Consider the following 26,885-nt stretch of genomic DNA (forward strand, 5'->3'; position numbering starts at 1 on the left):
GCCAAAAGCTTGACATTGACATTAATGTCAAGGTTTAGGCTAAAGGAGTCATCTACCAAATCAATTTCCCCAATGACTCCCAATGCCCTCCCAATCTCTCGCCTCTGGCGCCTCGCGGAAGAACATCCAGATGCTGTGACTGCCGCCCTGTGCGGAATTCTCGTAATCTTGGGTTCGCTAGCCCTGCAATTCGGCTGGCTGGGTGTAGCCGTGTTAATCTTACCCGCGGCTTATGTTATCGGTGGCTATTCCAGCACCCGCGAAGGCTTAACTACGCTTTTTCAAGAACGCGAATTAGATGTAGATTTGTTAATGATTGTCGCTGCTTTGGGCGCGGCCGGTTTGGGGCTGTGGAGGCAAGAATATCATTTAATTGTTGACGGTGCGGTGTTGATTTTAATCTTTGCAATTAGCGGCGCGCTGGAAGGTTATGCTATGCAGCGGACTGAACGCAGCATCCGCAGTTTGATGAGTTTGACTGCGGATACTGCTAGGGTGGTAATGTACGGCGGGGAACGGGAAGTTGCGATCGACAAATTGGAAATTGGCGATTACATTTTAGTCAAGCCCGGAGAAATCATCCCCACAGATGCGATAATTATTGAAGGCTACAGCGCGATCGATCAAGCCTCGATTACCGGCGAATCGATGCCCGTGGAAAAAACCAGGGGCGATGAAGTCTATGCAGGTACAATTAACGGTGTCGGCGCGCTGAAACTCGAAGTTCATAAAACTCCAGAAAGCAGCTTGATTCAGCGAGTGATTCGGCTGGTTCAAGAAGCGCAAACAGCAGCGCCGCCTTCTCAAATGTTTGTGGAAAAATTCGAGCGCGGTTATGCCAAATTAATTGTCGGTTTAGGCTTGCTTCTCGCAACTTTGCCGCCCTTTGTTTTGGGCTGGAATTGGGAAGAGACAATTTATCAGGCGCTGATTTTCCTAGTAGTCGCATCCCCCTGCGCGCTGATGGCTTCGATTATGCCGGCGCTGCTTTCGGGAATTGCTAATGGGGCGAGACAGGGGATTTTGTTTAAAAGCGGCGCGCAATTAGAGATGATTGGTAAAGTCAGGGCGATCGCCTTTGACAAAACCGGAACTCTCACCACGGGAAAACCTGAAGTTATCCAAATTGTACCAGCAGCCGGATATACTGAAACAGAAGTTCTGCAATTTGCCGCTGCTTTGGAAGCTCATTCCGAACACGCGATCGCCCAAGCAATAGTCAGCGCCGCCCAGCAGCAACAGTTACAATTGTCAACCGCTACCGAGGTACAAGCAAAAATCGGTCAAGGAATTGTCGGCAAAGTCAACAATCAAATCATTGCCATTGGTAAAGCCGAATTTGTCGAAGCAACTTCCGAATTAGCTCAAATCAGCCAGCAGTTGCAAGCCGAAGGTAAAACAGTTGTTTGGGTGGCAAAAGGCGATCTGCTTTTGGGAATCATTGCAGTAGCAGATACCCTCCGCCCCGAAGCAGCAGCAACGGTAAAACGCTTGCAAAAATTAGGCGTAGAACATATAATTATGCTGACCGGGGACAACAAGCAAACCGCTCAACACATCGCCCGTCAATTAGGCATCAATGAAGTGTACGCCGAACTTTTGCCAGAAGACAAAGTGCAGGCAATTAAACAACTGCAAACCCAGTATCAAACTGTAGCAATGGTGGGAGACGGCATCAACGACGCCCCCGCCCTCGCTCAAGCTTCCGTGGGCATTGCGATGGGAATTTCCGGCAGCGATGTTGCTTTAGAAACTGCTGATATCGTATTAATGGCAGATAAGTTAGAGCAACTAGCTAAAGCAATTAGTTTGGGCCGACGCGCTCAAAATGTTGTCAAACAAAATATTGTTTTTGCACTCAGTTGCATTATACTGTTACTGGCTGCCAATTTCCTCGGAAACATCACCATGCCTTTAGGCGTAATCGGTCATGAAGGGTCTACAGTAATAGTCACATTAAGCGGTTTGCGACTGCTCAGAAATTAGACCAATCGAGACAGAGGAAGAGTGAGATCAAATCCGCTCTTCATCGGAATTATTAGTCTCTCTCTTCTCTTCCTCTGCGTTCTCTGCGTCCTCTGCGGTTAAAAATTCCAAATATTAAGAAAAACTACAATTTGTGTTTTGGTCACTCAAAATACGCTAGCGTCAAAAGTATTAAATCATACCAAAACCAGAAGTTGCTCGAAAATGCAATAAAAATTAACCTAGAAAAAGTCTAGAAAATGGTATTGAACTGATTGCACCAAGAGCAATGGAAAACAAGTTTTCTGTTGGAGGCAATATGAACGAAAAAGTCCTTGGGGCCACGCGAAACGTTGCAATTGTTGGCCCTTATTTAAGCGGTAAAACCGCACTGCTCGAAAGTTTGCTGTCGGTGACAGGGACAATTACTCGCAAAGGAAATGTCAAAGATGGCAACACAATAGGTGATAGTTCGCCGGAAGCGCGCGATCGCAAAATGAGCGTAGAAGTAAACGCCGCCACCGCTGAATATGAAGGCGTCCGCTTCACATTTCTAGACTGTCCGGGTTCGGTAGAATTTGCCCAAGAAACTTACAATGCACTCATCGGTGTCGATGCAGCAGTCATTGTTTGCGAACCCGTTGCCGATCGCACTTTAACCCTCGCACCCCTGTTTAAATTCCTCGATGATTGGGAAATTCCCCACCTAGTTTTTATCAACAAGATCGATCGAGCTTGCACAGACGAAACGACTTGCGGCAGCAATTTCACGGACGTGCTAGACGCGCTCAAATCCGTTTCCAGCAGACCAATTGTACCTCACCAATATCCGATCGGCAAAAACGAACAAATCATCGGTTTTATCGACTTAGTAACCGAACAAGCTTACCACTACCATCCGGGCGCCGCCGCAGATCCCGTCCCGCTTCCAGAACACCTCAAAGCACAAGAAAGCGCAGCGCGGCAGGAAATGCTCGAAGAATTGGCGAATTTTGACGACCATTTACTCGAAGAATTGCTCGAAGAAATCAATCCCGACGCGGAGGAAATTACCCGCGATTTAAAGATGGAATTAGGCGCAGATTTAATTGTGCCAGTATTCATCGGCATCGCCGAACAAGATTTCGGCGTGCGGCCTCTGCTGGAAGCTTTGCTGAGGGAAGCGCCGACACCGGAAACTACAGCCGATCGCCGCAGCATTATACAAAGTGAAAACAAAGTTCTGGCTCAAATCCTCAAAACCTATTACACGCCGCAGGGAGGTAAACTATCGTTAGTGAGAATGTGGCGGGGGACGCTGGCAGACGGAGCAATTTTGAACGGCGTTCGAGTTAACGGTTTGTACCGCTTGACCGGCCAGCAAACGCAAAGTTTGCAATCCGTCAGCGCGGGGGAAATTGTGGCTTTGGGAAGGCTAGAAGGCTTGAAAACAGGCGATGTGTTGGGATCGGAGGAATTATTGCCAAAAGCCGAAATCATCCCGCCTGTCTACGCACTGGCGATCGTCCCAGAAAAGCGCAACGATGAAGTTAAGCTGAGCTCCGCTTTAGCTAAATTGCTAGAAGAAGACCCATCTTTAGTCTGGGAACAGCACGGCGACACTCACGAAATTATACTTTGGGGTCAAGGCGAAATCCACCTGAAAGTAGCTTTAGACAGGTTGCGCCGCAAGTATAACTTGCCGATGGTAACTCACTTACCGCAAGTGCCGTACAAAGAAACCATCCGCAAACCTGCATCTTCCATCCACGGGCGCTACAAACACCAAAGCGGCGGACACGGACAGTTTGGCGACGTGTACCTCGACATTCAACCGCAGCCTCGCGGAGAAGGTTTCACGTTTAGCGACAAAATAGTCGGCGGCGTCGTCCCAAAACAGTACATTCCCGGCGTTGAAGTGGGAGTGCGCGAGTATTTGGATCGCGGCCCGCTGGGTTTCCCGGTGGTAGATGTAGCGGTGACGCTGACAAACGGTTCCTACCATTCTGTGGACAGTTCCGAACAAGCTTTCAAGCAAGCGGCGCGTTTGGCGATGCAAGAGGGAATGGCGAAGTGCGAACCGGCATTGCTGGAGCCGATCGCCAAAGTTGAAATTTGCGCTCCGAACGAGTGTACATCAAAGGTGTTGCAGTTGGTCAGCGGACACCGCGGCCAAATTCTCGGCTACGAAGGTAAACCAGACTGGAAGGGATGGGATGCAGTTTCTGCTTATTTGCCGATCGCAGAAATGCAGAATTTGATCGTAGAATTGCGATCGCAGACAATGGGAGTAGGATTTTTTAATTGGGAGTTCGATCGATTGCAAGAAGTGCCGGAACCTTTAGCTAAACGGGTTTTGCTAACAACTGGCGGCAATGGAAACGGTAACGGTAAAAGTTAGGTAATTGTCTTAAAAAACCCGGTTTCTTCATTCAATAAACCGGGTTTTTGCAGGAGTTGCCATTAAAGTTTATTGGGTTCACTTCCCATTTGTGGGATTATTCAGTTAAGTTACTTAACGCTGAAATAATATTCTCAGCTAGCACTAACGCATTTCTCGCTTCTCTTTGTAAGTTAAACATAGTATCGTCATAATCAGCTTTATTCCTAAGTTCTCTCAATCTGCTTAAATTTTCACCTATTTTGACCATGTTTTTCATTTTAGTTGGGTGGTATATAAATTCGTCTGCTACATATTTATGTTCGTTGATATCGCGATTCTTACGAAAAAGTCTTGGGTCTTTTTCAATGTCCCGTAAGTAATTTCGCGCTAGGCAAAATGTCGAATAGTATGCTCTACTTATCGCCGATCGCAACTTGGCTTCCCTGTTAGCTGAACTGTCACTATTTGTAGCAGATAATTCTTGAGCTAAATTCAAATATTCAGACCAATCAAATCTCATTTTACTCCCATTCTAGGCTAATATGTAAATCATTTTTGGGGGCAGCTATTTTAGCTTCGAGCCACCAACTATCATCAAGGATGTTTAACTTTGCAAAAGCTTCATCGACTTCGAGTTTAGTGTAGATAGCAATCCACAGCGATCGCCAGTTGGCAATTTCTGGATCGGTTTTCACTTCTAACCCTAATCTTTCCGTAGGAAATAGTTCTCTAATTTTAGAGTGAGCTTCTAAAATTAAACTTATCATCACTTCTTGGTCGATGATTAACTTAAAGGCTTCTAGAGGTTCTTCGACTGTGTAGAGACTTCTTATTTTATTGAAATCGGCGATTAAATCGTCAAAGGGCGTCGTTTTAATGGTGGGGTCTTGGATGGCCGTCATAATTGTCGATCGGGAGTGCTTTGCTTGTTAATATTTTAGCAACTACGATCGCTCTTTTGTAAGGACGTGGGGCGCGATCGCGATTATGTCGTCAACCTAACTAACGCCGAAAAATGCGCGGCCACACAGTTATAATTATCGCAGTCAGCAGGCTAGCCGCTACTCCCGATAGAATGCTAAATCCCATAATCACCCTCAGTCCCGAACCCGGAGCGAAAATTGGTACAAACGTATTTATGGCAGTATTGATAGTAGGAGTTGCTTCGATTTCCGTTTTAAAATTGGCAGCCGCAGAACCTACAGTACCAGCAGTAGACAGCCCGACTCCGACTATACCGACTATTGTCTGAAAAGTGCGATCGCTCTCAGCTTTCCTAATCTCTACCGTACCTCTAATTGTATCAGTCAGACTCCGCAATATTTCCAAACAAGGACGAAAATTGTCAATATCTTTTTGGATTTGCTTGGGATAATGTTGTTTAGCCCGATCGCAAAAATCCTGCAAAAACTTCAAATCGTCAGTAGGTCTAGCCTTGGCTTGAATTTCGGCCAGCTTAGCCTCATACTTCTCCAGATTAACATTAATTGTACTATGTTGCAACTCCAAATAATTAAGGTCGATCGCAAACTCCGACAATTTTCCCATCGCCTCCAGCAGTTTCTTGAGATTGAGTCTAGAAGTATTCCTCATCCCCACAATTTGGTTGTAATTACTCACCAACCGTTCTTTTAACAGTAGACTGTTCTCATAAGCCCAGATAATTTTATGGCGGAAGCACAGCAAATCCAGCCAACTAACATAAAAATCCCTAGCCCATTCCTGACAAGCCGCTTCATTGGGATACAAAATTACCAGCAGTTGACAATTATCCTCAATCTTATCGCCCCAAAACTCAGCTACTTTCCCACCTAAAAACAGACCGCTTCCTTGAGAAACACCATCTTTTTCAAACAAACACTTGTAAACCTGTTTTGCAAGTTCTTCCGCTTCCAAATCAGTCCCCGATTCCAGCCAACCAGAAAGCATCCAAGTTTGGCCGATATTTTCCAACTTCGGTGGTTGGGGAATTAAATATTGCAAACTTTCAATCAGTTTAATAACTTGGTCAGGTTGATACTTATCATCAACGTAGCCGTCAAATAAAAGTTGATAATTATCGCTAACATTCCAGCGGCGGTAGCGGCCCTTAACTTGATGGTTGTTCAGGTTGCCTGTAAAAGGTAAATCAGCTACTGTTTCCTCATGTAGCGCCAGAAACTTTTGTTTTTGTTCAGGGGTAAAGGAAACATTCAGCTTTTTGTGCAATTGTGCAGACAAACTCGCTAAAAATCTGCGGTAAACTTTCCGAGTTTCCGGTTCGCCGACACCCAACCCTTGTTTGAGAGTGTAGCTAAATAAATTCAGGGTAGGGTCAACTAATTTGAGCATAAAATATGTGATAAATGTCGCTTGTTGTCGAGTCTCGATCCCCCTAAATCCCCCTTAAGAAGGGGAGTAGGGGTTGACTTTGAGAACACTTTTATATCCCTCTTGCAAATCATGACTTGGAACACTCTTGTCCCCCCCTTCTTAAGGGGGGTTAGGGGGGATCGAGAGGACTAAAACCTCAACCGATAAACCCGTTCAACCAAATCACTAGCCTTTCCCAACAACCTCTTCGCCATACTCTGCGGATTAGAATTAGTCAAAGGAGGAGCCAAAAAATTATTATAATCATCAGTCTGCCGCGAAGGAGTATTTTCATCTAACTCAGAAAGAAACTTATTCTTTTCCTCCGACTCATCAAGTTCCTGCAATTCCTTGTAAGCTTTCTGAAAATCTTCATAAAAAACAGCATCTTTTTGAGCTATAGTAATAAGTGCAGACGCTTTTTCTAACTCGCCACTGGCCAAAGCCGCGCCAACTTCATTCACTTCTGCTATCAACTCAGGTGAAAGAGGCTCTTCAAATCTGGCAAGGGAGATTAAAAAAGCTTTGGGCGCAAACAGATCAAATCCTGATAAGGTAGATTCTTGATAAGTCATGTTAGTTTAGCCGTTGCCGGTGATGGTGAAAGCAGCCCAGTGGTAGGGATGGTCATAAGGTTTCTCTTCTATTTTAGCTAAATTTTCTTGCAGGCGCGAAGCTTCCATTTCAAAGAAGAATAGGCTTTTAAAATTAGCCTCTCTCAGCAAAGGCAACAACTCTCCGGCGTACCACTCGCCTAGCTTACCATTCGTGAGTTCTCTGAGCCAATCTTTTGCTTGTTGCAGGGCTTCTGGCGGCTGGATTCCCTGCTTCCATAACTGGTAGAAATAAATCATTAACAAAGCGCTAGAACGTTCGTCCACTCGCCACAGTGTGCTGATAATATAATTAGTCTCCGGCAAAAAGCCGCTGGCTATGCCCAGGAATTCATCAATTAACTCGCCTTTATTGGTGATGCCGGTTTCGCAAGCGCTGAGGCAGACTAGGTAATAATTGACTAATTTTAACTGTAAAATGTCGGTCAATGTCAATTCTTCGTCTTTGGCTAACATTAACGCCGAAGCCTCGGATTTTTCGGTGTTGTGGTAGGCGTGACCTGTATAATGAAAGATGCCACTATTGGCTTTTAGTGCTTCAATAATTGCGGTTTTAGTGGTTGCATTGGAGGCGCGGTGAGTATGGTTAATTTGTTTGATGGCGGCTGCTTCTATTTGGGTAAATTTTAAGGCGCTTTTGCCTTGTGAGTGCTCTACCATCAACAGTGAATTGGGCGCAATTTCCGTGGGGTTTTGCTGTTGCTGTTGGATGGCAATTTGGGCGCAGGGGAGGCGGGTAATCCTGCGGATTTTGATTTGCCGAGTATCTGTAAAAGACTCTGCGAAAAAGGGAGGAAAAAATAGAGAATCTAGGGGCAGCCGGTGCAAGTCGCGGTGGGGAATTAAGATTAAGTGTTGGATATTGGTGAGGTGCGTACAAATTTCGGGAATTTTGAGGATGTCAGCGAGTTTGTGCAATTGCGCTGTCATTGACTCGCGCCAGGGATGGGATTCTTTGTTTGGCTGTTTGCTGGTAGTTTTGCCGTAATTTTGATAGTTGGTTTTCCAGTTTTCCAGCCATTTTTCTAAACTCTGACTGTTGTCCTTTGCGAATATATCGGTGACAGGTGTGCAGATAACTTCAAACTTTTCTAGGGTAATGATAAAAGCAGTCAGGGAAACGGGGCTGAGATGCCAGTAAATCATCGCCGTTTCGGTGTTGTTTGCCACTAAGTCTCGGATTTGGGGATAAGTCGGGCTAGCGGTGGGGTTTGGCGAAGTTGCGCGCATCCATTGCAGGCAAAAGTTTTTCCGCGATTCGGCTTTTTCCAGGGCATTTACGTTGTCGCCAGACTCGATGAGGGTATCAACTTCTAATTGGTAAAGTCCGACAAATTTGCGCTGGAGTCGCTGTTTGATTTCGGGGTGAGTTTCATTGTCTAAAAGTAAGGTTTCTAAGAGGGTAGTAGCTTCGGTAAGGTACTCCCTGGTTTTGGGATCTCCCAAGCTGCGACAGACGGTAATTAACCCTTGCATTACTTCTAAATAAGTTTCTGGGATGAGGGGCGATTTCAAGAATTCGCGGGCTTGTTCGTAGCTGGCTTTGGCTTTGTCGAAAGATTCAAAATAAGTGGCTGTTTGTTTGCCGTGTTGGTAGTGTACCTGGCCTTTTTGATGGTGCAATTTGCCACAAGCGAGGCGATAGTCGTGGTTGCTGGGCAGATATTTCTGTAAGCCTTCATCCCAGTTTTGAATAGCTTCACTGTAGCGCCCTGAGTTGAAAAATGCCCAACCTCGATTGTCCCAAGCCCTCCAGTATTGATCATCTGTAAATTCTAAGGATTTCTCGTAGAGTGCGATCGCCTCACTGTAGCGGCCCACATCTCCTAGGGTAGCGCCCAGCCCGTTCCAGACAATGTGGGATTTGGGGTCAATTTCTAAGGCTTTCTCGAAGGCTGCTTCCGCCTCACTGTAGTCGCCCAAATCTTTTAGGGCATTGCCCAGCCCGTTCCAGGCATGGTGGTATTTGGGGTCAATTTCTAAGGCTGTCTCGCAGGCTGCTTTTGCCTCACTGTAGTGGCCCAAACCATTTAGGGCATTGCCCAGCCCGTTCCAGGCATAGTGGTATTTGGGGTCAATTTCTAAGGCTTTCTCGAAGGCTGCTTCCGCCTCATTGTAGCGGCCCAATTCTATTAGGGCATTGCCCAGCCCGTTCCAGGCATGGTGGTATTTGGGGTCAATTTCTAAGGCTTTCTCGTAGAGTGCGATCGCCTCACTGTAGCGGCCCATATCTCCTAGGGCATTGCCCAGCCCGTTCCAGGCATATTGGTATTTGGGGTCAATTTCTAAGGCTTTCTCGTAGAGTGCGATCGCCTCTTCATGCTGCCCTAAATTTACTAATTCACACCCTAGATCATACCAATGATCAAACAAAACCTTCTTGTTGCCAGATTGAAGTGCTATTGCTGTGTAATAATTGGTTGTTGCTTCTTGATAACGACCTAATCGATCTAGCACCTTGCTGCGATTAATCCAAGCTTCGTGGAAGTCAGGCTTAATTTCTATAACTTTGTCATAGCAATCAAGTGCGCTTTCTAAATATCCCAATTCATAGCGATCAACTCCTTGGTTAAATAATGCTTCTACCTCTTGACTCATTTCTGTCTTTCCCTTACCAACAATCGAGTAATAATATTTTCATTTCCAACAGATGAATCATCTGTTGGAGTCGGGTTTAAACTCTCCCCAGTTAACAATTGCCTGCCGATATTGCCAGCAACCTCACTGATTCTCCCGCAATTTGCCGCACCCAGCCGCACCATTCGCTGGCCCAATTCTAAATGATTTTCCGGGGATACCAGCAACCTTTCTCCAAATTCTTGCAGCCAGTTTTTCCACTCAGCATCTTTGATTTTGCAGCCGATTAAAAAACCTTTAATTTCGCCCCGACTCCAGCCTTGTTCAACACCCTCTAACAGTTGCAAAAATTTCTGTTCGTATTCCCCAAAAGTGCGAATCGGAGTTGGCTTTGGCGGTGGGGGTGCAGGTTGTTTGCGGAAATGTCGCTGAATTTGTCGCCACAGGTTGAGGATGTTTTGCCAAATTTGTCGGAGCATTGGCTGGGTTGGTGATGTGTTGTTGGAAATTGTAACATAAGCAACGGAGGACACGGCAATGCCGTCTCCCTACCCTCGATTAATTGTAGGGAAACGGCACTGCCGTGTCCTGACTTTTGCCCCAGAGGATACGGCAATGCCGTCTCCCTACCCACATAATTTTCGGGAAACTAAGGACTTTAGTCCTTACTACAAACGATCTTGTTTCTTACCCTAAAAAGAAATAATCAAGTAACCATTCAGGAACTTAGCACCAGTAACAGACTTTCCAGTCAGCGCCGGAGGCAGCAAAATATTGCGCCGCTGATCGCCCGCTTCGATCGTCACTTCCGGCCCGGATTGAATCAATTTAATTTCTTTCTTGTCAAACCCAGGCAAAAACAAACTAACTTGACGCTGTGCAATGTTTATGTTAATCGGTTTAGGAGCTTTTGCCGCCTCAGAAAAATCTGGCAAAGCATCAATTAGTGGCTGCCAATTATTGTCGCTGTGCGCCGGAACCGAAACAGCCGTCAAAGGATCAAAATCGCCAGTAATAGCTTCTGTAATCGGTGCTTGATTAACAATGACACCGCCCACAGTCAAGCCAATTTGTTGAGAACTTCCCCAAAGATAGCGGGCAGTTGCGATCGCACTTGCATCGCCAGTCGTCACCAAAAAAGCCGCCGTGCGGTTCGGATCTGCCAGCGCTTCCTTACCCTTATCCAAAAGATTATCGACTTGCTTAGTCGATTGAAAAGGATTATCCCCAGACAAATCCACAGTCAACACGGTACTGAAAACCGGCTGAATAAAAGGCGACAAAGCTTTACCCAAATCCGAATCTACCAAAGCTTGACGGAACCTGCGGATGTACCAACTCAGAATTTCCGGCATTCCCAGCATCCGCAGCGTATCCATGCCGCCGGTGCCGTCATAAACAATTACATCGTATTGTTTGCTGTCCTCGTATTCCCGAAGTTCGTTCAACGCCAGCGCGCTGTCCATTCCCGGTAAAACTCCTAATTCTTGACCGTAAATCTGCTTGAAAAACGGAGTGCGGACATATTGAGCTTCTAGTTGTTTAACTTCGTCCCACCTGCGTTCTAGCAGCGGCGCGCTTTGCACCTGAACTGCTTTCAAATTCGGGGCTATTTCTTGGGGAGTGGAAGTCAGGGGAGTTGCCAGCAGGATTCCCAATCCCGGCCCCGGATCTTGGCCGAGCAGCAGAACTCGCTTGCCTTGAGCCGCATATTTTTTAGCTGTTGCGATCGCGATCGTGCTGCGGCCAGTGCCGCCTTTGCCCAAAAATGTCAAAATCAAAGCCATTTTCTGTTCTCACTGCCAAAGCTTACTCTTTAACATTTAAGCGCAACCTTCAGCCAGAGTGGGGGAGGGGGGCAGTTGTCAGTTGTCAGTTGTCAGTTGTCAGTTGTCAGTTGTTATTGGTAGCAGCTAACAACTCACACATCAGGAATCAGAAAGAACCACTACCGACTGCCCACTGCCCACTGACAACTGCCTTCTGTTAAACGGGTTCTAGCTCATCTTCAAAGAACCAAGTCGCAAAACCGTCAAACTTGACAACCACACCTACTCCGCTACCGTCCACCATTCTGAATCCGTCAACAGTGCCTACTGGATTCTCCTTTATCTTGCCCACCATATTTGCAGGTATCCGATCTCTGAGACGGCGCACCTTCACTCTCTGACCTACTTCTATTGCCACTGAAATTGTTCTCCTGCTCTATATAACCTATATACAACCGTTTATTTTACAGTTTGGCGTCTACTTCGGAACAGCAACACCCTCCGTCGATCGCTCGCTATGATTTTCCATCGCAATTTCGACCAACTTTCCCTAAAAAACAGTATTCTAGTCGCCGTTGGTCGATCGTCTACCCTGATTCGCTTGGGTTTGCCTCATCAGGTTCCACAGCGGCAAGCTCAACTCCCAGAGTCTCGCGCACCACGGAGATAATTATTTTTTATCCCTTCGCAAAAACAATCTTTTTATTAATTGTCACAACTACAGGATTTATTTCTAATTAGTCATCCTTCCGGAAGAAGCCAAAAGACATTCAGAAGCAGTAAATAATTTTATGTTTATTATATATAAATCTTCCATTTGTAACGTTGACACCGGCTGACATTAATGCTGCAAAGCACTTGGAGTCTGGCTTGCAAAATTTTCCGAAGGTCAGATTGTAGTAAACTGTCATGTTGTAACAGTTTACTACAATCTGACAATAAAAAGAAGATTTAATGCTAAAATTACAGGCTGAGAAAGTTTATTTTTGTTGCTGTATTACGGCAGAACAAGTGGAACGATTGCCGGATTTAGGGTGTCTAATACAGGAAAGGAAGTCTAGAAACTTCAATAATGACAAAATTGAAATTATGAATAAAATTTTTATCTGTGGGCGATCGACCAAAATTCCGCTCCTAAGTTTATCGTTAGCTGTGTTCGCCTGTCTGCCGCTCGGTCGTGGGGCGATCGCCAGTCCGCTCTCTCCATCCCCCAAACAGCCGTCAAACGCTACTAAAATTGTCTCGGTCGATCGACCGCCAGCATTGCCAACAAACTCACAATCTCCAAAAAATCCGGCAACAGTGGCGGCGAATTCATCCCCAGCAGAGACGATAAAGGCTCAGGCAACAGCCGCCGGACGATCGCTCGAAATAGAAGAAATTCGCGGTACAGTAAGCTTTAAAGGGCGGCCGGCGGTTGTGGGCGATCGGCTACTCGCCCCCGGAGACGAAATCATCACCGGCCCCGATTCCACAGCCCGTTTAGCGATCGACAACAACACCGGCATCGTGGAAGTTGCCGAAAAAACCGCAGTCAGAATATCTGATGTGTCAAGCCGTGCAGGGGTCGAAAAAGACACAGCGGTTTTTGTCAGCAGAGGGCGAGTCAGGTTGTCGATCGGGAAAACTGCTGCGACAACTCCCGCAGCCAACACCTCAGCAATTATCCCCCCAAACCAAATAGCCGCCCTCAATACCTTCAGCGGACTCGGCAAATCCAGTCAAATTGCCCAACAAAAAAGTTCTGCCAAAACCGCCCCAGTCAGGGTTGAAACCCCAGAAGGCGTGGCCGGAGTTCGCGGCACCTCCTTTGGCGTCAGCGTCGGCGACGGCAAAACCGCAGTCGAAACTATTGAAGGTGCAGTCGTAGTATCCAGCAGCACCGACTCGGAAGTAGTTGTCAACGGCGGCAACGCCACGACAATTTTCCCTCAAACCTCGCCCGTGGCGCCCTCAGCGAGCCCTCGCCTAGCTCAACTCAAAGTCCGCAGTTTGTTGAGATTCAGCGGCAATATCTATCGCCTCAGCGGTCAAATTAACCCGATAAACATAATTTATGTTAACAACGAAGTGATTAAGATCGATCGAAAGGGCAACTTCAAAATCCAAGGAATTTTACCTCCAAGTCGCCGCCTCAAAATCGTAGTGCGAGGCCCGTCAATCACAGAACAGCATTACAGCCTCGCAGTTCACTAAACAACCTATCTAAGAGTAAAGTGCGCGCGCAGTCTCTGAGGACGTAAGTTAGATCCTAAGTCCTATCTGGGTTGATTATTTTGTCTAGGTGCGAAGCATTTCGCGGTGAATCTCGGTAGTCAAATTAAAGATATTTTGCGCCAACCCCTCGCCCTTACGGTCTTATAAAACTTCATGACTCTAACTCCTCTCGAAGGTCGGACTCGAAGGTCAATTATTGCGTCAAATTAATTGCATGAAGTTCAAACAATGGATGGATCATCTCAAACACAATCAACTGATCGGCCTCCGGCAATATATAATCACAAATCCTCCCTGGATGACAGGGGCAGTAGTAGGTATTGTTTCTGTAGCCATGCTGCAATTGGGAATGTGGAAGCCACTAGAATATTTGGGATACAAGACGCTATTTGAAATTCGAGAATTGGGTATGTTACCAAATCCGGGATGGGATTCTAGAATTGCCGTAATTGCGATCGAACGGTATTCCTTGCAGGAATACGGTCAGTTTCCTTGGCCTCGCAACCGCTACGCCCAACTGCTAGAAGCGCTGAAAAAATCTCCCCCCACAGCCGTTGGTTTTGACATTCTTTTCCTCGATCCGAGTCCGAAAGATGATATTTTAGCCGCTGCAATTGCCGCCAACGGCAAAGTTGTACTCCCTAGAACCATCAAAGAAGAACCCGTAGCATCTTTAAAAGCAGCCGCCGCAGGTGTCGGCCACATCAGCCAGGAAGCCGATAGCGACGGTATTAGCCGCGAGTCAAAAATCTTTTTCAACGGGATTCCTAATTTCAGTTTAGCAATGACTCACAGGTACAATGCTGCTAATCCGCAAGAGCCAGTATTGCTCCCACACTCAAAAAAAAATAGGCCGGAAAAAAAAGTCTGGGTTAACTGGCCGGGGACAACAGAAAATCTACCTACTTATGCTTTTGTTGATGTCGTAGAAGGTAGAATTCCCGCAGATGCTCTGACCAATAAGTTAGTTTTAGTGGGCATAGTTGCTACGGGTTTCGACCCGATATCTTCACCTCTAAACAAGACTACGGCTGGGGTTTATTTATATGCAGCGTTGGTTGACAATTTGCTCAATCAACGCTTGCTGCAGCGGCTGCCGGTACTGCTAGAAATTTTGTTATTATTGGGTATTGGCCCGCTTACCGCTTTGGTTCTGTACAAGCGAGATGTTCAAGAAAGAATTGCGATCGCTCTCGGTTTGCCTATAATTTGGATTGCGGCGGCTGCTTTGTTATTTGGCTTCTTTTTTTGGTGGGTTCCGATTGCCGCACCTATCGGCACTCTCATTTTAGCTAGCACTGCTTTGCAACTGCGGGAACAGTACGAAAAGCAGCAGTTGATGAGGTTATTTGAAAAGCACGTCGCTCCAGAGACTGCTCAGCTTATTTGGGAACGCAAAGCTGAGATATTTGAACAGGGAGAACTCGAACCTCAAGAACTGACAGCAACGGTGCTGTTTATGGATATTCGTAGTTTTACTTCGATTTCAGAAAAAATGCGGCCGCGGGATTTGCTCACCTGGCTGAACAATTATCTGGAAGCGATGACTAACTGTATTATGGATCACGGCGGCGTTGTAGATAAATACATCGGTGATGCAATTATGGCAGTTTTTGGGGTGCCTTTTTGCCATACCGAATATCGACAAATTCAACAAGATGCTTTGAATGCAGTTGCGGCTTGCATTGCGATGCACGAACGGCTGCACCAACTTAATCAGCAGCTTAGAAGTGAACGCAAACCTTTAATTAAGTTTGGCATCGGTTTGCATACGGGACAGTTAGTTGCTGGCAGCGTGGGCGGTTCCCGGCGTTTGAATTATTCTGTGATCGGCGATGCAGTCAATGTTGCTGCTAGATTGGAAGCGATGAATAAAGAAATTGTTTCTGACAGTCCTTTTAATTTATTGGTGACGGCGAGGACTTTTGCTTACGTGCGCGATCGCTACGAAGGCCAAAAAGTAGGATCGATTCAATTGCGCGGAAAAAAAGAACTGACTGTGGTTTATGCTATTTTGGGCGAAAAGCATTAGTCAGTTGTCAGTTGTCAGTTGTCAGTTGTCAGTTGTCAGTTGTCAGTAGGGAAAATTACCTTTTTCCCAATTACCTTTTTCCCAATTCCCCATTCCCAATTCCCCATTCCTAATGACTACTGACTACTGACCAATCTAATCAAATACGCTCAGCCGCAGAGTTTTAGCTATTTGTTCTAACAGAAATAAGCCACCGACAGAGTTTCCCTCTTTATCGAGGGGCGGACTGTAAAAGCCGATCGCACCTTGACCCGGAATTACCGACAGCAAAGCCCCGCTAACTCCCGACTTGGCAGGCAATCCCACCCGCAGCGCAAAGCGGCCGGATGCTTCATACAAACCGCAAGTTGCCATCAGTGCTTTGACAGTACGGCAGTTTTCCCGCATTGCTCGATCGCCACTATTTACCAAAACCATTCCCAGCTTAGCTAAATCCTCCACAGTTCCCGACAAACAGCAGACGCGATTGTATGTTTCTAAAGCTATTTCCGAGTTTTGAACATAACCCGATTCTACCATTTTCAAGACGAGATTCCAATTATTTTGATTCGGATTTGTCTTCACTGAATCGAGCATTAACTCGTCAACAAATAACTGACTGTTTGCCTGTTGATTTAACCAATCGAGCAAGTTTTGACAGCGCGACACAGCATTTTGACCGGGAATCAAAGACGCTAGGGCGATCGCCCCGCTATTAATCATCGGATTTCTCGGCTTCCCTTGGTCTATTTCGAGTTGAGTTAGGGAATTGAAAGGCAGTTCCGAAGGCTCGCAGCCAACGCAGTCAAAAACAGTTTTTTCGCCCAATTCGCACAGCAAATAAAGCAGCACAAAGGGCTTGACTACACTCATCAGCGGGAATGTTTGAGCAATGCTGCCCCAGGTCAAAATTTTACCGTCAATTGCCCGAATTTGCACGGCAAACCCTTGTCTGTCTGCTCGTGCTAGGAGAGGTATGTACGCGGGGATTTGACCGGATTTACTGCGATTAATTGCTTCTTTTGCCCAAGCTGCCAGTTGTTCGGGTTGCAGGCAAGATAGTTTGCTGGTGGATATTTGCACTCTCGATTATTTCGATCATTTTAAATTTTAGATTGGCATTCCTGGCGCGATATTGAGCCATAAACCCGGTTTATTAACCGAATTGCGTCACTTGGGTTCTCTGCTGGCAGAAACCGCGTTTCTGAGGTGAGATAAGGCAAGCTCGAACTTCAGGCTATTGACGTTTGGGCCCACCGGGAGCAAATAAATTTTAGGACTAAAACCAACTGTCACAAATAGGGGTTAATTTTTAGGTATGTAGTTGCGCTTCAGCGCTCTTTCCTCAGCTAAGAGCGCTGAAGCGCAACTACATACCTTTGTTTAATGTGCCAGTTGGTCTTAGTCCTAAATTTTTTGACAATTTTTCATAAAAAACCTGTACTTTGCATAAAAATCTCCCCTTCACCCGGATAGATAAGTAGCAGCTTCAAGGCAACGCTGCTAGCCAAAACAAACAAGCACTAGCTTGAAATGCCTTCAGATTCTTATGTTTAAGCCCCAGCAAGGGGCGGGGTGCATATTTAACTTAATTCTTTCAGAGTTCGCAAAATCCTGTCCGGAAAACCCCCGAACCTTTAAGAATGTACTATCCAACCGGATCTACCAAAACCAGGATAAAAAAATGGCAGAAGAACCGAAAGCAGAAGCACCAAAGCCCGCTCCCATGATTTTTAAGGGTGTGTGCAAGGACGGAGTTCTCAAAGGCAAAGAAATTGAAGGCAAACTAGATATCAAAGTCAACGTCGAATCTGTCAAAGCGGCAGAAGCACCGCCCAAAAAATCCCAGTGGGAGCCAGTTATCTTTTGGGTATTGTTTGCATTCATGGCAAACTTGATCGTCGGCGACCCCGCCGGAATGAGAAAAAACAGCTCCCCACAAAGGTCTTCTTCTCATCAGATTTTAAACCAATCTGGGGAGCAGTCGCTGTTGCCTAAGAAAAACACCAGCAACTTGCCACTTTAGGCCCTGGGAGCCTGCCAGCCGCGCAAATAGTAATAAAAAGACCCGAAATATTCATCGAATACTCGCGTCGTAGTTACCAAAGCTTCTGCACTGGGGAGAAAATCTCCCGCGTCTAAGCGGAATCTGGATTTTCCTCCTGATGTGGGTTGATAAGTGTAGAAGTCGGTAGCTCTAGGAATCACCTGGATTCCCATATTCGCAAAAGCTAGGCTGGCACGGCGCATCTGAATCGCAGATGTTACCAGGATTACTTTGCGCCCGACGCCGCGGCTGTCGAGTATTTTTCTCACCTCTTCAGCGCTGGTGCGTATGTTGCTGCCGTTATCGTCGAGCACGATACTGCTGCGCGGCACGCCCATGTTGTTTGCCAGCAAAGTCTCAATATCCTTAGCTTCGCCAACAGAACCCTCCAACTCGGGCCTCGGGCCAGCGGTAACGATGACCATAGGTGCCACTTTTTTGCTGTACAAGACGGCAGCATAGGGCAGGCGATTGCCTGTATCTGTCAGTTGAATGGCCACTCGGTTGGCGATGTGAGGCTTAGTTGTTCCCTTGCCCAGCAGGACGATCGCCGCGGCTGTTTCGTCGCAGCAAACTGTGCGGGATGCCGCGGCAGCGTCCCGTTCTGCTTGGTCGGCGAACCAGTAAGCGACAACTGGCATACTCGAAAGGATCAAAACTAGCAGCGCTGCCAGGATCATTCTCGGCGCTGGGTTGCGGATGCCCCCGTTCGTGATCAGCGCCGATGCAATCACCAGCAGCGTGATAGAAAAACCCAACGGCTTAAAGAAGAAGGCTATTAGGCCGAAAATCGCGGCTCCTACTGGCGTATCTGGTGCAAAAAAAGCCAGGAACAAAAGGCTGATCAGCAACAAAACGCGCAGCCGGTCTAATAATGGATTGTCTTTGCCTCCTGATTGATCCCACCACGATTTGATCAGTGAGAAAAGGAGGAATAGAAATAGAATGCGAGCTAACAGTTCTGGCATCTTGCAATATTCTGTGTCTTCATAAATTAGTACAGAAGTTTGGAAACGAGCGCGAATTTAGCTGCGGGAGGAAATACGGCCCTCGGTGGGTTTTTAACTTTCGCCAATAACGCAGTCCGATCGCATTTATTCTAATGCTCGCTTCCGGTCAGCTATCAACTATTGGTTGCAGGCTGCAAGCCCGCTACTTCCAGTCACCGATTGCTGACAGTTAATTGGTAATTGATAACTGGTAACGGTTGATTGATAATTGGTAATGAATCGAGCAAGCCGCAGGTGAAATTGGCAATTCAAGCCTGCTTTCTGCTGCCTGCTTTTTTTCCCCATTACCTGTTACCCATTCACCAATCCCAATTTATCGGCGCTTCAGTTGATTCCGAATTGCCTGCGTTACCGTTTGAATTACTTTAACACGAGCATAATACTTGTTATCGGCCGCAATTAGCGTCCAGGGAGCAAGCGGCGTGCTGGTGCGCTGAATCATTTGATTCACCGCCACTTCATAATAATTCCACTTTTCCCGATTCCGCCAATCTTCCTCGGTGAGTTTGTATTGTTTAAATGGATTGTTTTGCCGCTCTGTAAACCGCTTTAGTTGCTCGTCAGGACTGATGTGCAGCCAGAATTTAACTAAGACACAACCGAAACTGGTGAGTTGCTCCTCAAATTCGTTGATTTCCTGATAAGCTCGGCGCCATTCGGGTTCGGCGGCAAATCCTTCGACTCGCTCGACCAGCACTCTACCATACCAACTGCGATCGCAAATGCTGATTTTACCGGCAGTCGGCAGCCGCCGCCAGAACCGCCAGAGGTATGGGTGGGCTTTTTCTTCGTCTGTCGGGGCTGCAAAGGCATTAACGGTGTAACTGCGGGGGTCTAATACGTCCGTCAAGCGTTTGATCGCTCCTCCTTTACCGGCGGCGTCCCAACCTTCAAACAGCACTAACACGGGGATTTTATCTTCGTAGATGCTTTGTTGCAGTTGGCCAAAACGGGTTTGTTCCTCGCGAAGTTGCTCTTTGTATTCGTCGGGCGACAGCGATTGAGTTAAATCTACTTGGGCGAGCAAGTCGGGTTCGGTGGGTTGCAACCTTTCTTGAGGTGGCAATTTCACTGGTGCAGATTGCATCGGCAGTCTGTCTAAGGCTTCTGTAATTGTCGCGGCCATTTGGGTTAAAACTTTGACTCTCGCCCACCGCTGACAATCGCCTTCTACTAGCGTCCAAGGTGCGGGGCCCGTGCCGGTTTGGGCTACCATTTCTTCTGCTAAAGTTGTGTATTCTTGGTATTTTTTGGCTTGTTTCCAATCTTCGGGCCGCACTCGCCAAGCTTGTAAGGTGTCGTCTTCTAGTTTTTTGAGCCGGTGCTTGAGTTCTTTTTTGCTCAGGTGAATCCAAAATTTTGCGATTGCCGCGCCCTCATCTACCATCTGCCGCTCGAAGGCGTTGATTTGCCTGATGACTGTGGGTACTTGGGCGTCGGAGACTCGATCGAACAATCGGTCTTCTAAAACATGAGTGTACCAACTGTGATAGAAAAAACCAATTTTGCCGCGGGCGGGGAGTTGCTGCCAAAATCGCCACAGAAAAGGATAGCCCTTTTCTGCGGCTGACGGCGGCCAAATCGGGTGGACGGCAAACCCCCGCGGGTCCATGTACCCTACCATTTGTTTGACTAAAGCACCCTTGCCGGCGGCGGCCCAGCCTTCGAGGACGATAATTGCGGGCAATTTTTTTTCCCAGCAGGCCAGTTGGAGCGATCGCAACTGTTTCATTAAAACTTCTATCTTGGCATCGTAGGTTTCTTTATCGAGGGAGATATCTAAATCGAGGTTGTCGAGCATATTTACCTCATATAAATCTGCAAAAACAGTTTAATGTTAGTTTAACGTTTGGATAAAATTAAATCCTCAACTCCGGGAAAAACGTTATAAAAATTACAGTTAGGGCAGGTTTAAAGCGATCTCGCTCCTGCCCTCAAATTCCAGCCTCGTTAATACTACCAAGATTCCCTCGATTTCAAACTTGCAAAAAAAAACAGCTCAGGTTATAGTTGAAATAGGGAACTTTTAAATAAGTTCAACTTCTCCCCTCCCCCGATCGGGCGAGTTAACAGGAGGAGGCAAAAATCCCTGAAAAAGGATTTAGTGTAAAAGAGAGCAAAAGTAAAAATCAACTACCCGGTGGGGGTGACAACTTCTTTACTTAGCTGTAAAAACTTTATTCAAACAATAGTTACTTAAGCACCAAGCTTGGTAACGAAAGAGAGCGCGACTCATCGACATCCAGCCATAAACTCACATATAAAACTAGCCCGGAAGGGCAAACCAATTTTTATGATTGCCTAATTAGATAAAACCTGAAAGCCTGGGTGATATAAACAGGTTTCTGAGTTTTATCGACACCACAATAAATCTGCATTACATCCGCGTTTATCCGCATTCCGAAGCGGTTAACAATCAAAAAGTCGGATTTTTTCCAGAAATTCACTGTACTTGTTTGCCAATACCAATTAAGAGGAACAGTCCGAAATTACGGATTGCAAGTTTTCTATGAATATCTTAACAACACGCTCCTACAAGGGCCAAACTGACTGGTGCGCGATCGCAAATTTAATCGATGCTTGCGAAGCAGTCGATCGCCTCGGCGAAGAAGTCTCAGCAACTGAACTCAAGCTAATACTTGATGCACCCAAACTCGACAAAGCCCGCGACGTGCAATTGTGGGAAGATGGTAACTACAAGCTCATCGGTTTGGCACTCCTAGATATGCCCGATTCCCAGGATGAAATAGACGCTTGTCTGTGGTTTTACGTGCATCCAAATCTGCGTAGCGAAGGTTTAGAAAAAGAGATAATTAAGTGGGGCGAAAAGCGGCTGCGCGAAGTCGCAAAAGAACGGAATTTGCCCGCGAAATTGCGTACCTACAGCCGCGAGGATAAAACAGATGAAATCCTGCTGTTAAAAAAACAGGGCTTTGAGGTCGATCGCTATTTTTGGACAATGGCCCGATCCCTCGCCGAACCCATTCCAACACCGGAATTCCCCGCAGATTTTGCGCTGACACACGTATCGGGAGAACAAGACATCCAACCTTGGGTAGAGATGTTCAACCAGTCATTTATCGATCACTGGAATCACCACGATTTAACTGCGGAAACCGTGCGCTACTGGATGCAAGATCCGAATTATCAGCCGGAATTAGACTTGATTGCTGTTTCGGGCGATCGCAAATTTGCAGCTTTCTGCGACTGTCAAATCAAACCCCAAAAAAACGCCCGCAGCGGCACAAAAGACGGTTGGATTGAATTGTTGGGTACGCGGCGCGACTTTCGGAAAATGGGTTTAGGAAAAGCGATGCTGCTAGCCGGTTTGCACTCCTTAAAAGCGGCGGGTGCAAACACAGCTAAACTCAGCGTCGATGCTGACAGTTTGACGGGGGCGACAAAGCTTTACAAATCAGTCGGTTTCCGCCCGATGGAAACTTGGATCGAGTGGGCTAAGACTGTTTAGGAAAGGTTGGCCCTGAAGGCGAGAATCCGGGCTGCTTAAAGAAGCCGGGGTTTTCAAGTGCGATTTTGGGTCAAGTGCGAGATCCCTTTTTGATCGAATGGGCGATCGCGCTTTTCTCTCCTTCCCTAAATCAGCATGAAATTAGCCGATGTTATCGCATTCGCACTCACTCCAACCATCACACCTAACTGCTCCCCTGTCAAGAGGTTCTTAATAAGAGTTCCCTGAGTATTTTGAGTTATTTCTAACTGACCAAAGCTTAAACCTCCGGTTAATCCAATCAAATCTTGACCCCCTGTAAAATCAGCGATAATATCGAATCCTTGACCCGCATTTAAGACAAAGATATCGCTGCCACTACCTCCGATTAAACTATCATTACCTCTATCTCCGTAAAGGCGATCGTCACCTGTATCACCAGTCAGAGTATCGTTGTCTGCGCCTCCGTACAGGGTATCATTTCCTTCACCTCCTCCCAGGATATCTGTTTGTTCGTTACCACCGATTAAGTCATTACCTTCACCGCCGTAGATGGTATCCGCACCCTGATTGCCAAACAGGTAGTCATCACCTTGACTGCCCAGCATGATGTCGTCACCTTTGCCTCCATATAAGGTGTCATTATCGTTGCCACCATCGATCAAATCATCATCTCGATCGCCCAGAATGATATCATTTCCTTGGTGGCCATTAAGAGAGTCATTGCCTTTGCCTCCAAAGATTAAGTCGCTGCCCAATTCGCCAAGAATGATGTCATTATTTGCTTCTCCGTAGAGGATATCGTTGCCGTCACCTCCCGTGATAAAATCATTGCCTTCATTGCCGTGGAATATGTCGTTGTTATCGCCACCATATAAGTTGTCGTCCCCGGACTTGGCATCGAATATATTGCCAGAGTTGCTGCCGAGAAATTCATCGTTTTCCGCAGTGCCTATTTGAATACCAGATACACCAAGAATCGTGTTTTCAACTGAATTGGGTTGGTTTAATATCGTTGGGATAGGAACAGGATCTGCAATATTAACGTTAAAATTCCCTAAACTGGTAGCAGCATTCAAGTTGCCAAGACTATCTTTAACCTGACTACCTTGCAACTTAACAGTATAAGTTCCATTGTCAGTATAATCCCAACTTCCGTCAGGGGGAGTAAACGAATAAGTAGCTGTCCGAGGCGTACCGCTACTATTAGTATCGACACTGACAAATTGTGCTGTAATGTCACCGCCAGACCAATTTATCAAAGCATCATAACTGTCCAAACTTGAAACATCGACAGTATTATTATCGCTGAAAGTAACTGTCAAACTTTGACTGCTTTGTCCGGCTATGGTAATATCAGCGACTGCATTTAAACTGCCAGTGGGGGGAGTTTTGTCAATATCGTAAACTTCTCCTGTTAAATTACCATTCCCAGAATTGGCACCACCTAATGCAACTCCTAAACTATTTTTAATACTGTCATTGTCTGTCAACTTCAAACTAATTGAGCCGCTACCTGCACCTGTGTTAACTTGCAGTTTATAAGTCTTAGGATCGACAGCATTTAAATCGCCAATGGATGCACCATTTACACCAGTGGATACTAAAGTAAAGTCACCAGTATCAACGCCACTCACATCTTGAGAAAACTTAATTTCGTAGGTAGCAGTAGCCGCAGCAGTAGGAGATGTAGCAAGGCGGTTGATGGATGTAACTGTGGGTACAATAGTGTCAATTACTATTGCTTTATTCGCACCTAATGAGTTAGCCGCTGCGGGAGAAGGTAAGGTTAAGATGGCATCACCATTGGCAGGATTCTTAATAGTACCGCCCCTTAAAGATAAAGCAGTTGTGGAAAGATAGTCTAAGTCGGGACTGCTATCACCCGCTGCGACTGTGTACCGGAATGTCAATGTGTTACTGTCACTACCTGAGAGGTAACTAGCAACAGGAGTTGCACCGGCCAAGCTAAGTTGTGGCGTACCTGTGACGTTGACTATTTGAGAGAAATTAACGGTGATGTCGATGTTTTTGCCGATGCTATAGGTGCCGTTTGGTGTGGTGGCACTGACGCTGGTAATGATGGGGAAGGGGTTAACAACGGTGATGTCGGCGGTTTCGGTAGCGCTACTGAAAACGCTCGATGTTGTGTTATTTGTTTGGTCTGTGGTGTAATTAGCCGTACTGCCATTAGTACCCGTGATTTGATCCCAGGCGGCAAAGGTGATGGCGTTGGTGACAGTGCCGTTATAACTTGCACTGGGAAGAAACCGGATTTTGGTGTTGGCATCACTCGCTAATAGTAAGGCGTTGGTGGCAGAAACGGCTGGGGTGTTATTCCATGTTGTGCCATCAGTGGTGTATTGCCAACTGCCGTTAGTTGTGTCTAGGTTGGTGATGGCGATGCCTTGTTTGGCATCGGTGTCGCTGTCGGTGATTTTTGTGCCGCCGAAGTTGGCGATGATGGTGGAGATTAATGTTCCCGTGTTGTTGGTGTCCCCTTGGTTGATGGCCGTGAGGGTGGGGGTGCCGCTGGTATCTAATACGGGGGAGTCGTTGACGAGAAGGTTGACGGTGATGGGAGTGCTAACACCGCTACTGTCTTTGGCGGTGTAGGTGAAGGTGTCTACGCCGTTGAAATTGGCATTGGGGGTGTAGAGGATGTTTTTTTTAGGGTCTATGACGATCGCACTGACCGAACCATCCACATTAGGGTCTCCGGCGCTAAAACTGTCACCATTGGCATTTGGGTTAAAAGTAGTATCAGCAGCCCCAGTTGTCGGGTTTAACTTCGCAATGTTGTTGCGAGTTTGGCCGCCGATGCTGGTGAACCTGCCACCGACTATGAGGTTGCCAGTGCTATCGATGGCGATCGCATTGACATCATAACCACTCGTATTCGGGTTAAAGGTAGTATCAGCAGCCCCAGTTGTCGGGTTTAACTTCGCAATGTGGTTGCGAGTTTGACCGCCGATGCTGGTGAACCTACCACCGACTATGAGGTTGCCGCTGCTATCGATGCCGATCGCGTTGACCGCACCATACCCACCATCCGCATTTGGGTTAAAGTTCGCATTTGCGCTAAAGGTAGTATCAGCAGCCCCATTACTCGGGTTTAACTTCGCAATATAGGGTTGGCTGCCGATGGTGGTGAACAAGCCGCCACCAATAATGGGGTTGCCGCTGTTATCGAGAGCGATCGCATCGACCCAAAAATTCGCATTTGGGTTAAAGGTAGTATCAACAGCCCCGGTAGTCGGGTTTAACTTAGCAATGTAGGATTGGCCAGCGATGGTGGTGAAGAAGCCACCAACAATGAGGTTGCCACTGCTATCGATGGCGATCTCACTGATATCATTGGCATTTGGTTTAAAGTTCGCATTTGAGTTAAAGGTAGTATCAGCAGCCCCAGTAGTCGGGTTTAACTTCTTAATGTAGGTGTAGGTGTAGGATTGGCTTCCGAAGGTGATGAACGAGCCACCAACAATGAGGTTGCCACTGCTATCGATGGCGATCTCACTGATCGAATCACCATCATTAGCATTTGGATTAAAGGTAGTATCAGCAGCCCCAGTAGTCGGGTTTAACTTCGCAATGTGGTTGTGAGTTTGCCCGCCGATGCTGGTGAAGGCACCAGAAACAATGAGATTGCCGCTGCTATCGATGGCGATCGCGCTGAACCCACGATCCGCATTTGGGTTAAAGGCAGTATCAACAGTCCCATCAGAGTTTAACTTCGCAATTTTGTTGCGAATTTGGCCACCGATGCTGGTAAACCAGCCACCGACATATATCGAATCATTAATAATCGCGGTGCCGTGGGTAGGGCCGGTGACAATACTATTAACACTGAGTCTGCCGGTTCCCGTGTCGTTCGCTAAAACCTCGATCGCGGTGGAAGTAGGGGTAGCACTAACATTGATCCCCTTGCTATCTGCAGTGCCAGTGAGTCCTGCTAAAGTATAGTTATAATTGGCAAAATTCAGGGGTTGGGTTTCAATTTCCCCAAATTTCACTTCTAACTCCCCGTCGCCTCCTTTCGCCGCAGAACCTGTTATGTTATTAGAAGCTGCTACATCAGCCCCAGTTATTTCATTCAATCTTTTAACAAAATTCAGGCCAGTTTCTCCGGTGGCGACATCGCAGGCATAAAGTAGGATATCGCCATTTGCTGTTAGGGCATTTCCCCACTGTTTGATTTGAGTGCTGAAATTTTCTAATTTATTCTCATTAAGTATTTCAGAACCTAGTTGAAAACTGCCTTCGCTGCCATGAGAAAGGATATGCACGGCTTCAATATCTTTTCGATCTGCCAAAGCTTGAGTAATTTGATCGATCGCGCTTAAATTTTCTTTTAAAATCACAATTTCAGCACCATCGATGCCTTGGAGTAGACTTTGATAATCCTGGACTGAAGAGTCAGCGAAAATCACTTCCTTATTCATCATAAATCACCTTATTAATTTTTGTTAGGTCTAGGACTTACGAATTCAACGCAATTACAAATAATAGG

18 protein-coding genes are annotated in these 26,885 nt (G+C 46.5%); 6 read left to right on the top strand and 12 right to left on the bottom strand.

Translation table 11 applies throughout. From position 1 onward, the window contains the following. Nucleotides 1–72: 72 nt before the first annotated feature. Both QUA78_RS02290 and QUA78_RS02295 read left to right on the top strand, forming a co-directional pair. Nucleotides 73–1,986: a heavy metal translocating P-type ATPase gene (locus QUA78_RS02290; protein ID WP_333300077.1), complete on the top strand. Its 1,914-nt coding sequence runs from the start codon at nucleotides 73–75 to the stop codon at nucleotides 1,984–1,986. 298 nt (nucleotides 1,987–2,284) lie between these two features. After that, nucleotides 2,285–4,345 carry an elongation factor G gene (locus QUA78_RS02295; protein WP_333300078.1) on the top strand — a complete coding sequence of 687 codons (2,061 nt, stop codon included), beginning with the start codon at nucleotides 2,285–2,287 and terminating at the stop codon, nucleotides 4,343–4,345. 97 nt (nucleotides 4,346–4,442) lie between these two features. On the opposite strand, the gene QUA78_RS02300 is transcribed toward QUA78_RS02295, so the two are convergent. The 8 genes from QUA78_RS02300 to petP form a co-directional block, all read right to left on the bottom strand. Next, a complete protein-coding gene (locus QUA78_RS02300; protein ID WP_333300079.1) occupies nucleotides 4,443–4,847 on the bottom strand; it encodes a HEPN domain-containing protein in 405 nt (134 codons plus the stop codon). A gap of 1 nt (nucleotide 4,848) precedes the next feature. After that, the gene (locus QUA78_RS02305) at nucleotides 4,849–5,229 is read right to left on the bottom strand and encodes a peptidase (protein WP_333300080.1); all 381 of its coding nucleotides are present in this window, start codon (nucleotides 5,227–5,229) and stop codon (nucleotides 4,849–4,851) included. A 100-nt stretch (nucleotides 5,230–5,329) separates the two neighbouring features. Next, the gene (locus tag QUA78_RS02310; protein ID WP_333300081.1) at nucleotides 5,330–6,658 is read right to left on the bottom strand and encodes a hypothetical protein; all 1,329 of its coding nucleotides are present in this window, start codon (nucleotides 6,656–6,658) and stop codon (nucleotides 5,330–5,332) included. A 170-nt stretch (nucleotides 6,659–6,828) separates the two neighbouring features. Continuing rightward, complete coding sequence (locus QUA78_RS02315; RefSeq protein WP_333300082.1) at nucleotides 6,829–7,254, bottom strand: hypothetical protein; 426 nt, start codon at nucleotides 7,252–7,254, stop codon at nucleotides 6,829–6,831. Nucleotides 7,255–7,260: 6 nt separating this feature from the next. Then, nucleotides 7,261–9,891, bottom strand: coding sequence for a tetratricopeptide repeat protein (locus QUA78_RS02320; RefSeq protein ID WP_333300083.1), 2,631 nt, complete (start codon nucleotides 9,889–9,891; stop codon nucleotides 7,261–7,263). After that, nucleotides 9,888–10,349, bottom strand: coding sequence for a hypothetical protein (locus QUA78_RS02325; RefSeq protein WP_333300084.1), 462 nt, complete (start codon nucleotides 10,347–10,349; stop codon nucleotides 9,888–9,890). Before QUA78_RS02325 ends, QUA78_RS02320 begins: the two co-directional genes overlap by 4 nt. A 213-nt stretch (nucleotides 10,350–10,562) precedes the next feature. Continuing rightward, nucleotides 10,563–11,657, bottom strand: coding sequence for a Get3/ArsA fold putative tail anchor-mediating ATPase NosAFP (locus QUA78_RS02330; protein WP_333300085.1), 1,095 nt, complete (start codon nucleotides 11,655–11,657; stop codon nucleotides 10,563–10,565). A 199-nt stretch (nucleotides 11,658–11,856) separates the two neighbouring features. Next, nucleotides 11,857–12,057: a cytochrome b6f subunit PetP gene (gene petP / locus QUA78_RS02335; RefSeq protein WP_333054278.1), complete on the bottom strand. Its 201-nt coding sequence runs from the start codon at nucleotides 12,055–12,057 to the stop codon at nucleotides 11,857–11,859. A 671-nt stretch (nucleotides 12,058–12,728) separates the two neighbouring features. Between petP and QUA78_RS02340 the strand changes: the two genes are divergently transcribed. Together QUA78_RS02340 and QUA78_RS02345 are read left to right on the top strand one after the other, a co-directional pair. Then, complete coding sequence (locus QUA78_RS02340; protein ID WP_333300086.1) at nucleotides 12,729–13,835, top strand: FecR family protein; 1,107 nt, start codon at nucleotides 12,729–12,731, stop codon at nucleotides 13,833–13,835. Nucleotides 13,836–14,070: 235 nt separating this feature from the next. Beyond that, nucleotides 14,071–15,888: an adenylate/guanylate cyclase domain-containing protein gene (locus QUA78_RS02345; RefSeq protein WP_333300087.1), complete on the top strand. Its 1,818-nt coding sequence runs from the start codon at nucleotides 14,071–14,073 to the stop codon at nucleotides 15,886–15,888. Between the two features lie 135 nt (nucleotides 15,889–16,023). Here the strand turns inward: QUA78_RS02345 and glsA are convergent, their stop codons facing one another. After that, nucleotides 16,024–16,950 carry a glutaminase A gene (gene glsA / locus QUA78_RS02350; RefSeq protein WP_333300088.1) on the bottom strand — a complete coding sequence of 309 codons (927 nt, stop codon included), beginning with the start codon at nucleotides 16,948–16,950 and terminating at the stop codon, nucleotides 16,024–16,026. Nucleotides 16,951–17,551: 601 nt separating this feature from the next. Here glsA and QUA78_RS02355 point away from each other — a divergent pair. After that, nucleotides 17,552–17,893: a hypothetical protein gene (locus tag QUA78_RS02355; RefSeq protein WP_333300089.1), complete on the top strand. Its 342-nt coding sequence runs from the start codon at nucleotides 17,552–17,554 to the stop codon at nucleotides 17,891–17,893. Here QUA78_RS02355 and QUA78_RS02360 read toward each other — a convergent pair. After that, the gene (locus QUA78_RS02360) at nucleotides 17,890–18,768 is read right to left on the bottom strand and encodes a YdcF family protein (protein ID WP_333398551.1); all 879 of its coding nucleotides are present in this window, start codon (nucleotides 18,766–18,768) and stop codon (nucleotides 17,890–17,892) included. The two genes, QUA78_RS02355 and QUA78_RS02360, sit on opposite strands and share 4 nt — an antisense overlap. A gap of 469 nt (nucleotides 18,769–19,237) precedes the next feature. Further along, on the bottom strand, nucleotides 19,238–20,725 hold the full coding sequence (gene pap / locus QUA78_RS02365) for a polyphosphate:AMP phosphotransferase (RefSeq protein WP_333300091.1): 1,488 nt from the start codon (nucleotides 20,723–20,725) through the stop codon (nucleotides 19,238–19,240). A gap of 708 nt (nucleotides 20,726–21,433) precedes the next feature. On the opposite strand from pap, the gene QUA78_RS02370 reads away from it, so the two are divergent. Further along, nucleotides 21,434–22,393 (top strand): GNAT family N-acetyltransferase, encoded by a 960-nt coding sequence (locus QUA78_RS02370; RefSeq protein WP_333300092.1) that lies wholly within the window; start codon nucleotides 21,434–21,436, stop codon nucleotides 22,391–22,393. 125 nt (nucleotides 22,394–22,518) lie between these two features. Here the strand turns inward: QUA78_RS02370 and QUA78_RS02375 are convergent, their stop codons facing one another. Beyond that, nucleotides 22,519–26,820 (bottom strand): DUF4347 domain-containing protein, encoded by a 4,302-nt coding sequence (locus tag QUA78_RS02375; RefSeq protein ID WP_333300093.1) that lies wholly within the window; start codon nucleotides 26,818–26,820, stop codon nucleotides 22,519–22,521. Nucleotides 26,821–26,885 lie beyond the last annotated feature (65 nt).

Source organism: Microcoleus sp. K4-B3 (genome assembly GCF_036704615.1).
Taxonomy (GTDB): Bacteria; Cyanobacteriota; Cyanobacteriia; order Cyanobacteriales; family Microcoleaceae; genus Microcoleus.

Bases quoted from the DNA above. Each gene is read 5' to 3' on its own strand.
- QUA78_RS02290 (WP_333300077.1), top strand. From the start codon at position 73: ATGACTCCCAATGCCCTCCCAATCTCTCGCCTCTGGCGCCTCGCGGAA.
- QUA78_RS02295 (WP_333300078.1), top strand. From the start codon at position 2,285: ATGAACGAAAAAGTCCTTGGGGCCACGCGAAACGTTGCAATTGTTGGC.
- QUA78_RS02300 (WP_333300079.1), bottom strand. From the start codon at position 4,847: ATGAGATTTGATTGGTCTGAATATTTGAATTTAGCTCAAGAATTATCT.
- QUA78_RS02305 (WP_333300080.1), bottom strand. From the start codon at position 5,229: ATGACGGCCATCCAAGACCCCACCATTAAAACGACGCCCTTTGACGAT.
- QUA78_RS02310 (WP_333300081.1), bottom strand. From the start codon at position 6,658: ATGCTCAAATTAGTTGACCCTACCCTGAATTTATTTAGCTACACTCTC.
- QUA78_RS02315 (WP_333300082.1), bottom strand. From the start codon at position 7,254: ATGACTTATCAAGAATCTACCTTATCAGGATTTGATCTGTTTGCGCCC.
- QUA78_RS02320 (WP_333300083.1), bottom strand. From the start codon at position 9,891: ATGAGTCAAGAGGTAGAAGCATTATTTAACCAAGGAGTTGATCGCTAT.
- QUA78_RS02325 (WP_333300084.1), bottom strand. From the start codon at position 10,349: ATGCTCCGACAAATTTGGCAAAACATCCTCAACCTGTGGCGACAAATT.
- QUA78_RS02330 (WP_333300085.1), bottom strand. From the start codon at position 11,657: ATGGCTTTGATTTTGACATTTTTGGGCAAAGGCGGCACTGGCCGCAGC.
- QUA78_RS02340 (WP_333300086.1), top strand. From the start codon at position 12,729: ATGAATAAAATTTTTATCTGTGGGCGATCGACCAAAATTCCGCTCCTA.
- QUA78_RS02345 (WP_333300087.1), top strand. From the start codon at position 14,071: ATGAAGTTCAAACAATGGATGGATCATCTCAAACACAATCAACTGATC.
- QUA78_RS02355 (WP_333300089.1), top strand. From the start codon at position 17,552: ATGGCAGAAGAACCGAAAGCAGAAGCACCAAAGCCCGCTCCCATGATT.
- pap (WP_333300091.1), bottom strand. From the start codon at position 20,725: ATGCTCGACAACCTCGATTTAGATATCTCCCTCGATAAAGAAACCTAC.
- QUA78_RS02370 (WP_333300092.1), top strand. From the start codon at position 21,434: ATGAATATCTTAACAACACGCTCCTACAAGGGCCAAACTGACTGGTGC.
- QUA78_RS02375 (WP_333300093.1), bottom strand. From the start codon at position 26,820: ATGATGAATAAGGAAGTGATTTTCGCTGACTCTTCAGTCCAGGATTAT.